This is a genomic window from Komagataeibacter sp. FNDCR2, from assembly GCF_021295395.1.
Classification (GTDB): Bacteria; Pseudomonadota; Alphaproteobacteria; order Acetobacterales; family Acetobacteraceae; genus Komagataeibacter.
Genome location: NZ_JAIWOU010000003.1, coordinates 71,763 through 84,833 on the forward strand (window position 1 = coordinate 71,763; position 13,071 = coordinate 84,833).

Annotated in this window: 13 protein-coding genes; 3 read left to right on the plus strand and 10 right to left on the minus strand. The window is 52.2% G+C overall.

The window, feature by feature from the left end:
• Nucleotide 1 precedes the first annotated feature (1 nt).
• The 3 genes from LDL28_RS15125 (at nucleotide 2) to LDL28_RS15135 (ending at nucleotide 4,307) form a co-directional block, all read left to right on the plus strand.
• The gene (locus tag LDL28_RS15125) at nucleotides 2–403 is read left to right on the plus strand and encodes a flagellar biosynthesis regulator FlaF (RefSeq protein WP_233059493.1); all 402 of its coding nucleotides are present in this window, start codon (nucleotides 2–4) and stop codon (nucleotides 401–403) included.
• A 352-nt stretch (nucleotides 404–755) separates the two neighbouring features.
• Nucleotides 756–1,880 carry a CDP-glycerol glycerophosphotransferase family protein gene (locus LDL28_RS15130; protein WP_233059494.1) on the plus strand — a complete coding sequence of 375 codons (1,125 nt, stop codon included), beginning with the start codon at nucleotides 756–758 and terminating at the stop codon, nucleotides 1,878–1,880.
• Nucleotides 1,881–2,195: 315 nt separating this feature from the next.
• Nucleotides 2,196–4,307 (plus strand): glycosyltransferase family 1 protein, encoded by a 2,112-nt coding sequence (locus LDL28_RS15135; RefSeq protein ID WP_233059495.1) that lies wholly within the window; start codon nucleotides 2,196–2,198, stop codon nucleotides 4,305–4,307.
• Nucleotides 4,308–4,762: 455 nt separating this feature from the next.
• Here LDL28_RS15135 and LDL28_RS15140 read toward each other — a convergent pair whose 3' ends face one another.
• The 10 genes from LDL28_RS15140 to LDL28_RS15185 all read right to left on the minus strand — a co-directional run bounded on the left by LDL28_RS15140 (nucleotide 4,763) and on the right by LDL28_RS15185 (nucleotide 12,861).
• Nucleotides 4,763–5,149 carry a hypothetical protein gene (locus LDL28_RS15140; RefSeq protein ID WP_233059496.1) on the minus strand — a complete coding sequence of 129 codons (387 nt, stop codon included), beginning with the start codon at nucleotides 5,147–5,149 and terminating at the stop codon, nucleotides 4,763–4,765.
• Nucleotides 5,150–5,174: 25 nt separating this feature from the next.
• The gene (locus LDL28_RS15145) at nucleotides 5,175–5,735 is read right to left on the minus strand and encodes a chemotaxis protein CheD (protein ID WP_233059497.1); all 561 of its coding nucleotides are present in this window, start codon (nucleotides 5,733–5,735) and stop codon (nucleotides 5,175–5,177) included.
• On the minus strand, nucleotides 5,732–6,121 hold the full coding sequence (locus LDL28_RS15150) for a response regulator (RefSeq protein ID WP_183481928.1): 390 nt from the start codon (nucleotides 6,119–6,121) through the stop codon (nucleotides 5,732–5,734). The genes LDL28_RS15145 and LDL28_RS15150 overlap by 4 nt, the downstream gene beginning before the upstream one ends.
• An 83-nt stretch (nucleotides 6,122–6,204) precedes the next feature.
• Nucleotides 6,205–7,260 carry a chemotaxis response regulator protein-glutamate methylesterase gene (locus LDL28_RS15155; RefSeq protein ID WP_233059498.1) on the minus strand — a complete coding sequence of 352 codons (1,056 nt, stop codon included), beginning with the start codon at nucleotides 7,258–7,260 and terminating at the stop codon, nucleotides 6,205–6,207.
• Between the two features lie 3 nt (nucleotides 7,261–7,263).
• The gene (locus LDL28_RS15160; protein WP_233059499.1) at nucleotides 7,264–8,106 is read right to left on the minus strand and encodes a protein-glutamate O-methyltransferase CheR; all 843 of its coding nucleotides are present in this window, start codon (nucleotides 8,104–8,106) and stop codon (nucleotides 7,264–7,266) included.
• Entirely contained in the window at nucleotides 8,103–8,564 is a 462-nt protein-coding gene (locus LDL28_RS15165; RefSeq protein ID WP_025811411.1) for a chemotaxis protein CheW, read from the minus strand. Before LDL28_RS15165 ends, LDL28_RS15160 begins: the two co-directional genes overlap by 4 nt.
• A 45-nt stretch (nucleotides 8,565–8,609) precedes the next feature.
• On the minus strand, nucleotides 8,610–10,820 hold the full coding sequence (locus LDL28_RS15170) for a chemotaxis protein CheA (protein WP_233059500.1): 2,211 nt from the start codon (nucleotides 10,818–10,820) through the stop codon (nucleotides 8,610–8,612).
• Between the two features lie 16 nt (nucleotides 10,821–10,836).
• Nucleotides 10,837–11,220, minus strand: coding sequence for a response regulator (locus LDL28_RS15175; RefSeq protein ID WP_233059501.1), 384 nt, complete (start codon nucleotides 11,218–11,220; stop codon nucleotides 10,837–10,839).
• 2 nt (nucleotides 11,221–11,222) lie between these two features.
• Complete coding sequence (locus tag LDL28_RS15180; RefSeq protein WP_233059502.1) at nucleotides 11,223–11,555, minus strand: hypothetical protein; 333 nt, start codon at nucleotides 11,553–11,555, stop codon at nucleotides 11,223–11,225.
• Nucleotide 11,556: 1 nt separating this feature from the next.
• The gene (locus LDL28_RS15185; RefSeq protein WP_233059503.1) at nucleotides 11,557–12,861 is read right to left on the minus strand and encodes a methyl-accepting chemotaxis protein; all 1,305 of its coding nucleotides are present in this window, start codon (nucleotides 12,859–12,861) and stop codon (nucleotides 11,557–11,559) included.
• Between the last annotated feature and the right edge of the window lie 210 nt (nucleotides 12,862–13,071).

Here is a 13,071-nt window from a genome sequence, read left to right on the forward strand (position 1 = left end):
GATGATGATTCACCCCGCGATGAAAGCTTATCAGAGCATTGCGCAGTTTTCCCTAACGGGACGCGAAGCCGACGCAGCATGTTTTAGAATGCTGATCGATGAGCTTGAGGCGGCGGCTTCAAGTCCAGACCAGAATGTGCGCAGAAAAGCTCTCTCCAAGCATCAGAACCTATGGTCGATGATCATGAAGGCGAATACCCTGGATACAGGCGTTGTATCCTTGGAGGATCGCGAGCTTTTCGTTGCCCTGGCGGATAAAGCCCAGAAATACGGTATTCTGGCTACCCTGCACCCGCAACTCTCCCTTTCCCCCCTTATCCAGATTGCACAGGATATTCTTGAAGGTCTGGAATCCGCTCCTGCCGAGAGTGAACCGGTATTTGGCACAGACACCATGTTTTAGGTGCCAGATCAGGGATGACCATCCCTGATCGTTATTGCCAGAGCGTAGTCGCTGCATGATGAATCCATGAATTGATGGTTCTGTCAGGTTACCCAACGAGCGGACCTGAAAAAGGATTAATCAGTTCTCCCACCGAGTGATTTGGTGATGACTGCAGGATTCAGCCTTGGTTGGGCTCAACACTGCATGCAATGGGTATAATGTTCTTTTTATGTTCGCGAATCTCCATGTGAAATTATCCTGCCTACTGGACCACAATCTTATAACAACCTATTCCAGATAAACGGTCTCCATTAATCCGGGACGCTCACAACGGTTCACCTCGTCGATAGAGAAGGCTATTCCCACCATTATGAAAGTTGCATTTCTTTACATTGCAGAAGCCTACCAATGCTATCATGGTGCATCAATAGCATCTGAACTGTCCCATTATCCGGATATTGAGATTGTAATATACTACAATGATCCAGCCTGTTTGCCTCATTTGAAAGCTCTCGAGCGAGGAGCGAATACAAGAAATATAAAATATAAAAGATTGCGTAGATCCCCTTTTATTACTATCGCACAATCTATAAAAAAAGCTGGGCTTCTTAAGCCCCATATTATGAAATATAATGCTGAGGAACTGAACCAATACGATGCCATAGTTGCTGTTGAATATACGGCGGCATGGCTGCGTGATTTTGGTGTTACGCATCCCAAGCTCATCTTAAACCCACATGGCTTTGGTGATCGCAAGAATCCAACGGATGCACTCATGCCAGATTTCGATCTGGTTCTCGTTGCTGGACAACGGATGGCTGCTGATTTCCTGAAGCGCAAACTCATACGACCTGATGGCTATGCCGTTACAGGTTACGTAAAATATGACATGTGCGAGGGGTGGCACGATCAGCGCAAGTCATTATTTCCCAACAAAAAGCCTATTGTCATATACAATCCACATTATGAGACTGGGTTCAATTCCATGCCAAGGTTTCTTGAAACCATGCTGGAAGATTTCAGGAAACAAAGTGATTTCAATCTGATTGTTGCGCCCCATATCAAAATGTATCGACGCAGTTATGGTATTGCGCCCAGACTGCTGGAAATGAAACGCGGACCAAATATACTGATCGATACGCGGTCAAAAAACCTACTGGATATGACATATACGACTGCCGCAGATATTTATGTGGGTGACCTGAGTAGTCAGGTCTATGAATTCCTGATGCGGCCACGTCCTTGCGTGTTTCTCAATACCGCACAGGTTAAATGGCGCGACAACCCCTTCTTCCAACACTGGCAGTTAGGTGATGTGGTTGATGACCCGAAAGATCTTATGGCTGCAATAAAGGCAGCTCCATCGCGCCATTATCTTTACCGGAATTTACAAAAAGAAATGGCTGAACGTACGCTAGGCCAGATGGAGACAGGTGCATCACGGCGATGTGCCAAAATAATAATGGATTTCCTTCATAAAGAAAAATCTACATAAATATATATCTATTACTGTACAAAATCATGAAAATTATTTCTCATGAGTCCAATCGAAGTATTCCTCCATAGCGCGACGACCGGTGGCTATCCGATCGCATGGACCTTCGCCACGATCAGGCCCCCGTTGCGAAAGTCTACAGAGCAATGCGTTAGGGTGACGTGATATACTTCGTATACTTATCATAACGCAAGATGATGGGTTTTTTCAATGTGGACAGAAGGTCACGTTGACCTGAAGATGTTTGTAAATATTTATTTATATACTATTTGATATTTTATTGTATATTGATGAAAGCCGCTAGAGGAGCATACATTGATTCAAGGTTCCATGCCAACGATATTTTTGGATATTTCTGATTTCATGCAATATGCTGAAGGTGGGAATATTACAGTCAGCGGCATTCAGCGGGTTATTGCAAACCTTGTCATTTATCGAACGCTGTCTGCATATAATGTTGTTCCGGTAATGCTGGAACGCGATGCAGAAAAAATTTATGCCGTTGATATGCCGCTTTTCCAGTTGCTCGTCGAGGAACTACTTTCGGGGTCATCTACCGGAAAGTATATACAGTCCCTGGAAAAAGAAGTTCGGCAAAATATGACGCCGATTACAACATCCGTTGGCGACATATTTGTAATGGCAGGGGCCTTTTGGATTTATGATGATTACTTATTCCTGAAAAACCTTAGAGAATGCGGTGTAAAAATCGCCCTTTTCGTTCATGATCTAATCCCGATCAGAAATCCAGAATACGTTGACAATGGCGTAACGATAAAATTCGAAAAGTCGTTCCTTGATGTTCTATCTGTAGTAACGCTTCTTCTGACAAATTCAGATTATGTTCGAGATGATGTGAAAGACTACATCAAGACCCGTCTGGATATAGTTATCCCTGTGAAATCCATAAAGTTACCAACGGAGCTATCAAATAAAAACTATACGTACGAGAAAATACGGCCAGAGATAAGGAAAATTTCCTTGGAACCGTATGCTCTTACCGTATCAACAATAGAAGCAAGAAAAAACCATATATTATTGCTAAAAATATGGAATAAACTTCGTCATAACAGAAAATTGCAGATCCCAAATCTTGTTTTTGTTGGCAAGTGGGGATGGGAAATAGAAGAATTAAAAAAATATATTCATGAATGCGATGGTCTGGATAAATGGTTTTATATATTAAACGGTGTTTCAGACGAAGAGCTTAGTTATCTTTATGAAAATTGTCTTATAACTGTCTATCCAAGCTTTGCAGAGGGATGGGGGCTGCCTGTGGGCGAGAGTCTTGCCCATGGAAAGTTGTGTGTCGCATCGAATACAACATCCATTCCAGAGGTTGGAGGAGAATTAGTAAAATATATCGATCCTTATGAATTTGAAAAATCATATAATTTATTCAATTCTTTGTTTAAAAATATCAATAAAATTAAAAATAACAATAATTATATAAAAGAAAATTTCGTACCAAAAACATGGCGCAATTATTCAAAAGAATTCTACGAATGCGTAGATGCACATTGCAAAAATGATAAAATATCCAGAAACATGAACAATATATATTCTTCTGGAGAAATATATTTTCTTGGGTCTAATGATGTTGAAGAGCAGTGCAAAAAACCTGATCTTCTAATCACAGCAAGGATGACCCGTGTTTCCGGTTGGCATTATCTTGAAAATTGGGGCTGCTGGGCCTCCCAATCTGCTGCCGTCCTGACATTACCTACGAATCTGATGCCAGGTACAAAAATATCCATTTATATAAAAGTACAGGCCCCATATACGAAAGAAAAAATGTGGCTTTCCTGTAATGCTGGGGGAGAGAATTTTATATATGGATATGTATCTTCGATATCATCATTTATAAATTTTGATGGCATCGTAAATGAAGATAAAAATATAAAAATTGTTCTTAATTCAACCGGGGTTCATATGCCGGATGGACAATTTCCTATCCTTCATATCGGGGTCAGTGCTCTTGGGTTTATTGAAATAGGCAATTCTGCCCAATACATTCCATTCATGAATAAAATTCTGAATGTTCAATCAAAGAACATAGATGATCATAAATCCAATGTTAAATCTGATGGAAGTGAGGATCTTCTGTTCAGGATATTGCTTGGAAATGCAGAAAATACACAACTTAAAATGGGGTTCCGCGGAAAGATATTAGATAAAGTATCACTTTCGATTGCACGTAAATTTGCAAGAAGGAAAAAGTGGGAGAAAGCAGAAAAATTTTATGCATACATGCTGAGACGATACATAAATCGTCCTCTCATACTTACCCAATATGGTCACATACTGAAGGAGCAAGGTGCTTACGAAGCCGCTGCGGCGGCTTATCGCCTGGTCTTAAAGCTTGAGCCTGAGAATAAAGATGTGCGCTTTCATCTGTCTTTCATAATTAATAAAAAAAATAAATGAATGTTTTTTATATTGAACAATATATATTCGGTTGTTGTCGTCCCCAGCCCTGAGGTTATCCCCAGATCAGACGGTATCGGCATTATATGATACGCTGATCGAGCATGTGTCCGCTTGGTGCCGAGTGCGGCCGCATTGTAGTGTTCGAACCCCTGCCTGGCCTGACAGGAATACCGCCAGCCTTCCTGGCTGTATTCCTGATAGTCGGTGCATCAAAGCGGCATGTTAAACGATGCCTCGGGCACAGGTGAATTACTGGGGATGATGATCTGTCGTAAACCAGATTTTCAAGAAACATGGCTTCTGTCGTCTACCCAATATTGAAGGCGACAAACAGATACAGAAGCACTTCAGAAGTTATTTCAACCTGATACTCTCATAATGAGAGGGGGAAAATTCATATGCGTTCATCAACTCACGATAAAAACATCAAGCCCTCACCAAAACACACACCTTCAGAACAGATCGATTTCACCGCATTGATGCATCGTATCTGTTTGCTCTTCGCCAGCTAATATCCGTACGACTTCGCTGAGTTTGATCCCGTTGGAAAGAGTAGCCACATTCACCCTGTCTGACTTTCCGGCATCAGAATGGGCTGTCAGGTTCTTCAGGGCAGTCGCCAGGGCTTCTACTGTCTGTGTTGCCGAATCAAGCTTCTGCAGATTATGCATCTCGCCTTCATCCAGCATGTGGCTTTGTACGCATTTATCCATGGCCTGCTGGGTATCCAGCAGTTCCTCGTGAACTTTGTCCATAACCTGAATGACCCGGATAAGGGCCTCATGAACCGTAGTTACCTGCCCGGATTCCGGTACAACGGCGGAGTGCATTTCCATCATGTCTCTCTATTATATATTCAGGTAATCAGAAGGGCTCGACACGAAAACCGGATGCTGTCGCCCATTTGCGCTGGGTATGAACCTCTTCCCGACTGTCAGCGACTTCCTGATAACCAATATTCTGTGCGTCATGCACCAGATTCTGTTGCACCCTGCCGGTGGTCGGCCAAAATCGTACCCGCCGGGCCTGATTGCCGCCGAGACTCTGCGAAACGCAGGGAATTTCCTTATCCGCAAGATACTGCATGACGAAATGGATATTCTCCTGCCCGATACGACCAAGAGAGGGAACCACCGTTGCCCCGCCAAACGCCTTGCAGAGCAGACGGCTGCGCTTGCCACCTGCCTTGAGTATCCCGCTTACCAGCATCCCCATTGAATTGACCCCGAAGCGCATTGCCATTGCATCGTGGCTTTCCCCACCTTCTGGCAACAGAAAATGGTTCATGCCACCGACACCGGCAACAGGATCGAACATGCAGACCGAGATGCAGGACCCCAGAAGGGTACCCAGAATAACCGCAGGGTCGTTGGAGATGGCAACCTCCCCCTGCACTATCATCGCGACTGCGGGGATATGCGTCACGTTATGGGTCCGAATACCTTTTCCAGAGCCTCGCGCAGTTTCGCTACGGTGTAAGGCTTGGCAAGGAAATTGTTCACGCCCGCCTTGACGGCTTCCTGAACGAGATCCCTGCTCGCCTCACTGGTAAGGATAATGAACGCGACTTTCTGGGTTTTCGGGTTGCCCCGGACGGCGCGCAGCAGGGCAAGGCCATCCATGACAGGCATGTTGAAATCTGAAATCACCAGATGTGTCGGATTTTGTTCAAGATACTCGAACGCTTCCTTCCCATCCTTTCTCTGCGCAATATTTACAAACCCGATCTGCGCCAGACTATTGGCCAGAATCTGACGTATAGAGGACTGATCGTCAACAACGAGCGCCCTGATCTGTGAAGCGGCTGGCATGGTCTCCCCCTTCTTTCTTTTTTCCAATTCCGGTCAGTCGCGCCGGCGTCAAGCATTAATTTCAGTTTTGCTAATATGTCACATCAACGCGCATGGATAGCCATGGCGGCCGCACTGATCTGGTTAAGGGGAACCACCTGACAGACCGCCCCGATTTCGTCCGCAACCCGCGGCATTCCATAAACAACTGCCGATGCCTTGTCCTGCCCGATTGTCTGCGCCCCGGCCTGACGCATGGCGAGCAGCCCCTGGGCCCCGTCCCGGCCCATGCCGGTAAGGATGATACCCAGCGCATTCCTGCCGACCTGACTGGCAACGGATTCAAACAGAACATCAACGGACGGGCAGTGCCCGCTTACCGGAGCGGAACTCACCAGTCTCGTCACATACTTGCCATCCCGCCGTTCGACCTTTGTGTGCTTGTCTCCGCCCGGCGCAATGCGGACGACACCGGGTGTGAGCACCTCACCGTCCTTTGCTTCGGCAATCGACAGGGCCGGAATTTTCAGGTCGAGCCGACGGGCGAAACTTGCCGTGAAAAGGGCTGGCATGTGCTGGCAGACCACCATGGGCGGGCTTTGCTGCGGGAACCCCGAAAGCACTTCCTCCAAGGCTTCCACGCCCCCTGTCGAGGCGCCGATCGCCACCAGTTCAATCCGACTGCCCCATGTTTTCTGCAATAGGGAGGAAGACGCCCTGGGGGGGGGCGCAGCGGGCGCACGCTGCCGGGCCAGGGCGGCGGGCCGCGAATGGGCCGCCTGAATGACTAGCCTGGCCAGTCCGGCAAAGGCATCAGCCCCGACCACACAGGCCGGCTTGGGGAAACAGTCGAACGCACCCATCTGGAGGGCGGTGATGGCCGTGTCCGCTCCCCGCACCGTCAGGCTGGAAACCATCACAACCGGAATGGGACGCAGGCGCATGATCTTTTCAAGGAACTGAAGGCCATTCATCCCCGGCATTTCGACATCGAGCGTAATGACGTCCGGCTGGTCCTTGATAATCAGGTCACGGGCCTCGATCGGGTTTTCCGCTTCACCACAGACGGTAATACCGGGCTGATGCTCGAAAGACCTTCTGATAAGGGCCCGCATGGTGCGTGAATCGTCGACGATAAGAACCTTTACAGGTTTCTCCATGGCTCAGTGATCTTTCCTGTAAATGGTGGGAGCTACCTGCTCCAGGCCACACTGGCTTTTGGTCGCCACCCTTTCGGAGTGACCGACATAGAGAAACCCTCCAGGTTCAAGCTTGTCGGCAAGACGGCTCCACAGATGTTCGCGTGTGGCTTCATCAAAATAAATGACGACGTTGCGGCAGAAGATGGCGGAAAATGTTCCCTTCATCGGCCACGTGGCGTTGAGATTGAGAACGCGGAAAGCCGGCAGGCGGCAGATACTCCCGCCAAAACGGAGATCACCACGGCCGTAAGGCTCCATGAACTGGGACTTCTTGGCAGGTGGAATGGCCTCGGTTTCTTCTTCCGGATAGATGCCGGTTGCGGCCTGTGCCACGACCTGGGAGTTTATGTCCGTTGCCAGCACGCGCACATCATGGGCGGCGGCATCGGGAAATGCCGTCATGATGGACATGGCGATGCTCCATGGTTCCTGCCCCGTTGAACAGGCGGCGGACCACACCCTTCCCCGTCCCCCCGCACGGACCCGGGCGGCCATAGCCGGTACCACGACTTCTTCCAGATGCACGAAATGGTTCTTTTCGCGAAAGAAATTCGTAACATTGGTCGTCAGCGCACAGATCAGGTTTTCCATCTCGCTTCGGCCTTCAGGCGACTGGACAAAATCCAGATAGGCCTTGAAGGAAACCTGGCCAGTTTCACGCACCCTGCGGGAAACACGTGAATAGACGAGTGTGCTCTTGGATTCAGGAAAATGTATCCCGGCTTCTTCCTGCGCAATGCGCCGCACTCTCTGGAAGTCAGCCTCCGTAAAATCAGGCTCGTTGGCCAACTGCGTACCCCTCATGCGGACACCATTCCCTCAACCAGTTTGGAAACGACGGTTTCAAGACGAAGGACACCGATCATCCGGTTGCCGATCGTCACAAGTCCGCTGAGGCTGCTTCCCTCCTCGGGTACCGACTGGATGGTGTCTATATTGACATCGGCCATGTCGATGACCCGATCGACCAGGAGCCCGTATACAATGCCATTTTTCGATTCAACGATCACGACAACACGGCGTGGATTGTTCGGCTGTGGCTGAATATTGAGATAGACCGCCAGATCAATCACCGTAAGGATGATACCGCGCAGGTTAATGGCCCCGCATACATAATGGGGGGCGAAGGGCAGAGCCGTCGTTTTCTCAAATCCCCGGATTTCCCGCACGCTGAGGATCGGGATGCAGTATTCCTGTTCCCCGACGGTAAACACGATCATTTTTACAATCTGAGCGTCTGCGGCCTCTGCTGTTTCCGTCACGTCCGGTTCCCTACTTCAATACTGATCGCCATAATCGTGGTTCTGCTACGCTGCCAGCCCGTTACGGGCATTGGGAGACCTGGTGTCGATATTCCTGATGGCGGAAGCAATCAGCGCCGGGACGTCCAGAATCAGGGAAACGCTGCCATCGCCAAGGATGGTCGCCGCTGATACGCCGGGTATCTGCCGGTAGTTCTTCTCGATGCTCTTGATGACCACCTGCGCCTGATCACAGATCTTGTCCACGACCAGGGCAACCCGCATGCCCGCCTCGTTTTCCACAATCAGGATAACGGCGTCTTCCGACGGTTCCTCGGATGCGGAAAGCCCCAGACGGGCACCAAGCGGTATCAATGGCATGCAGTTGCCACGGATCGAGACCATGCGGCTCCCGTCGGGCAGGGAATAAATATCCGCAGGGTTGATCATCATGGTTTCGACCACGGACGAAATCGGAATGACCATGGTGGACTCACCCGCGACAATCAGCATGCCGTCAAGGACGGCCAGCGTAAGCGGAAGGCTGAGGCAGAATGTAGTGCCTTCCCCCTGTACGCTGTTAATCGTCACCCTGCCGCCCAGGCCGAGAATGGCCTGCTTGACGACATCCATGCCCACGCCCCGCCCCGAGAGGTCGGAAACGGTCGTCGCCGTCGAGAAACCGGGCGCGAAGATGAGATTATTGATCTCGTCATCGGTCAGCACCGCATCCGGCGCCACAATGCCACGTTTGACCGCTATCGCCAGCACACGCTCACGGTTGATCCCGCCGCCATCGTCCTTGATCGTGATCAGGATACGACCGGATCGATGGCCCGCTGAAAGAAGGATATGCCCTTCCGCCGATTTGCCCGCCGCAAGACGTTCCTCCTGGCTTTCAATGCCGTGGTCAACCGCATTGCGCAGCATATGGGTCAGCGGATCCGTCAGCTTTTCCACCAGCGTTCGGTCAACCTCGGTATCTTCGCCTTCCAGCGTCAGGGTGATATCCTTGTGGGTCATGCTGCAGGCCTCGCGCACGACACGCTGCATGCGCTGGAACACACTGCGCACTGGCTGGGCCCGGACGGCCATGACGGCATCCTGGATATCCCGCGTCAGGGACTTCATGCTGGTGACGCTTTCCACCATCTCCCGCTGTGCCGAGTTGTCGTTGCGGCGGCATAGGGATTCAATGGCCGCCTGGGCGATGAGGAGTTCGCCCACGAGATCCATCAGATCATCGATCCGGTGAAGATCCACCCGGATCGACGCCTGTTCAGGCCGCCGGACACCGCGCGCATTGACGCTGGTAACAGGTACCGCCGGAGCAGCCACGGCCGGCGCGGCTTCCGGGGCTGGCGGTGGGGCAGCGGAAACTGCACTGGCTTCCGATGTTGGGGCCGGAGATGGGACCTCAAGCGTTTTTTCGGGCTCCGATCCGGCATCCCCCCCAGTCCCGGCTTCATCGCCCTGCGGTTGCGGGTCATCGCCACGGGAAAGCGTGAAGTCGCAGACATCGCTTACCCAGTCGAACACCGCGTTGACACTATCGTCCGATACATCCGACGGAAGGACAATGCGCCATGACAGGTAGGGTTTGTCCGGAGCCAGCTCATCAAATGGCGGCAGACCCGACATATCGCAGGTGACGCTTATTTCCCCGTCCTGAACGGCCTTTGCCGCATCGGCGAGACCGATCAGGATATTCCTGGCGTCATCCCCCCGCTCATACATCGCTTCGTGCGGTCGGAACGTGACGACCAGCGGTTCGACCGGGGAGGCAAAAGCGTCATCAAACCCGAAATCCACGGGTACCGGCTCGAAACTTATGGGAACCGGTACGAAATCCTGCGGGGTGACGTCTTCCGTCGTCTTGGATGTCTCGTCCTTGCCGATGACGGTCTCAAGCTCGCTCTGACTTTCCGCGATGCGCCCGGCATCTACGGACGGTCCCCCACGCGCCTCGGCCACCAGATCGCTAAGAACATCCATCGCCTTGAGGAAAGTCTTGATGATGTCATGGTTCGGGACGATGCGACCCGAACGCAGGCCATCAAGAGAACTTTCGAATACATGCGCAAAGCGCACGAGGTTTTCCAGACCGAACGAGGCCGCGCCGCCCTTGATCGAATGCACGGCGCGGAAAACGGCATTGATGGTCTCATGCCCAGCGTCGCCATCCGAAAGAGCCGACAAACCGCGTTCAAGTTCCTGAAGCTGTTCGTCACACTCTTGGAAGAAAACCTGAAGGATATCGTCCATGTCACCACTCATTCTGGTGCCCTCCCTTTCAGGCAGTAACCCGGCGGATCGCCGCCACGAGACTGTCGGTGCTAAAAGGCTTGATGATCCACCCCGTGGCCCCGGCCGCACGGGCCCTGGCCTTTTTCTCGGGATCGCTCTCGGTTGTGAGAACGATGATCGGGATGTGCCTGAACTGGTCCATTTTACGCACGGCCTCAATCAGTCCGAAACCGTCCATACGTGGCATGTTGATGTCGGTAATGATGGCGTCGGGAGGTGGGTTTGCCGCCTGCAGGACTTCCAGGCCGTTTATACCGTCGTCCCCCTGAATGACATCATATCCCGCACCTTCCAGGGCCTTGCGCAGCATGCCCAGCATGGTCCGGGAGTCATCGACGGTAAGGACCCGTATGGTCCGCTTTCCCACCATATTCATTGCTCCCCGGGAGACGTGAGCGGTTCCGACAGAAGTTCACTGACCCCGAAGATAGCATAAGCTTCCTTCATCTGTTCTGACGGTGCGACAAGGGTGCATCCACTTGCCAGAAGAAGCTGGAGGCACAGCCCCCCCACATAGGTAACCCCCGAGGCATCCAGGGAAGGCGTATCGGTTCCGGCCTTCGCCTGACCAATCAGGTCCTTGAGGGCAAAGGCGGCGGACGTATCCAGGCGCTCGGGTAATGTCAGGCAGGAAGCCGCATCCGGGGCGCCATCAATCCGCGAAGATGATGAATCCAGACCTGCGTCCTGTAAGGGATCGGACATCTCAGAACTCCTCCCATCCCTTGTCGGACGATGTTGTCGGCAGATGGTTGGCCAGCATGGCCACTGTTGCACGCGCGGTCTTTCCCGCACGCGGCGGCGGGGGTGTGAACGTCGGCACGTCGTCCGCCACGGCATTGATGGCCGGTGCCCTTTCCCGCCTGTTGCCGATCTTGAACCGGCTGAGTGTCTGCGCCAGCGTTCTGGTCTCGGCCGTCAGGTTATGACTGGCGGCCGTCGTTTCCTCGACCATGGCCGCGTTCTGCTGCGTGACCTGGTCCATGTCACCGATGGCGGTCGTGACTTCCGACAGCCGCTGGGCCTGCTGCTGGGTGGAAACGGAAATTTCCTCCACCCGGGTGGCGCTGTTCTGCGTGCTTCCGGCGAAATCAGTCAGGTAATGACCCGTCTTCTGCACCAGATCGACGCCCTTGGTGACCTGATCGGCCGAAAGTGAAATCAGGCGTTTGATCTCGCTTGCCGATTTGGCCGACTGTTCCGCCAGGGATCGGACTTCCTGTGCCACCACGGCAAAGCCGCGACCGGCATCACCCGCGCGGGCGGCTTCGACGCCGGCGTTCAGAGCCAGGACATTGGTCTGGAATGCAATGCCATCGATAACCGAGATGATTTCACCAATAGCGTCGGATGACTTCTTGATCTCATCCATCGCCTGCGTCGTCTTGACCATGATCTCGGTGGCCGCCGTCACTTTCTCCAGTGCCTGCTTTGTTTCCTTGCTGGCTTCGGAGCATGCGGTTGCGGTGCGCTGCACGCCTTCTGTAATGGTACGGACCGAGGCCGCGGCCTGACCAAGGTTCGATGCCTGTTTTTCGGTCCGCTTGGCCAGATCGTCCGAGGCGGTGGAAATCTCGGTGGCACCGGTGGCGATCAGGTCGGAATTGCTGGCTACGGCACGCAGGGCCTCGTTCAGCCGCAGAGCGGAATGGTTGAACGCATCTCGCAGCGGCGCGAATTCTCCGTCGAAGATGGTATCGGTGATCCGCGCACGGAGATCTCCCTTGGCCATCACGGCCAGAGCCGCCCCAAGCGCCTCTATGGCTTCATGGGTCTGCCTGTCACGTTCCTGGCTGCGCTTGAGGGCTTCCCTGATTTCTTCCCCCATCGCCTCCTGGCGCGCCTTGGCTTCGGCCTGTTCCTCCACACCGCGGGCGAACGCGACCATCACGCGGGCCAGACGCCCCGTGCAGTCCCGATTATCCAGGAACTGCACATGGCTGTCGTTGCGGACTTCCCCCCGCCCCAGCTGCTCACCGATGGTGGCAAGCGTTTCAATGGGTTTCGTCACCACAAAGGTCATTGCGGCCCAAAGGGAGAAGACGATTACCTGTCCGATTCCAAGGGCGCACATATTCATAACAAACATGTGGCTGACAGGCTCATGAATGAAATATCCAACAGCCTCGATAATGATCTGGAGTATGAGATACATCTCCAGACACAGCATCGCTACCCTGATCTTGACGCGGAGCGGAGCGTCCTTGTTCAGCCACTTCAA

Coding starts and splice junctions, on each gene's coding strand:
- LDL28_RS15150 (WP_183481928.1), bottom strand. CDS start 6,121: ATGCCAGCCGCTTCACAGATCAGGGCGCTCGTTGTTGACGATCAGTCC.
- LDL28_RS15175 (WP_233059501.1), bottom strand. CDS start 11,220: ATGGTGGGAAAGCGGACCATACGGGTCCTTACCGTCGATGACTCCCGG.
- LDL28_RS15155 (WP_233059498.1), bottom strand. CDS start 7,260: ATGGAGAAACCTGTAAAGGTTCTTATCGTCGACGATTCACGCACCATG.
- LDL28_RS15125 (WP_233059493.1), top strand. CDS start 2: ATGATGATTCACCCCGCGATGAAAGCTTATCAGAGCATTGCGCAGTTT.
- LDL28_RS15180 (WP_233059502.1), bottom strand. CDS start 11,555: ATGTCCGATCCCTTACAGGACGCAGGTCTGGATTCATCATCTTCGCGG.
- LDL28_RS15140 (WP_233059496.1), bottom strand. CDS start 5,149: ATGATGGAAATGCACTCCGCCGTTGTACCGGAATCCGGGCAGGTAACT.
- LDL28_RS15170 (WP_233059500.1), bottom strand. CDS start 10,820: ATGAGTGGTGACATGGACGATATCCTTCAGGTTTTCTTCCAAGAGTGT.
- LDL28_RS15160 (WP_233059499.1), bottom strand. CDS start 8,106: ATGAGGGGTACGCAGTTGGCCAACGAGCCTGATTTTACGGAGGCTGAC.
- LDL28_RS15130 (WP_233059494.1), top strand. CDS start 756: ATGAAAGTTGCATTTCTTTACATTGCAGAAGCCTACCAATGCTATCAT.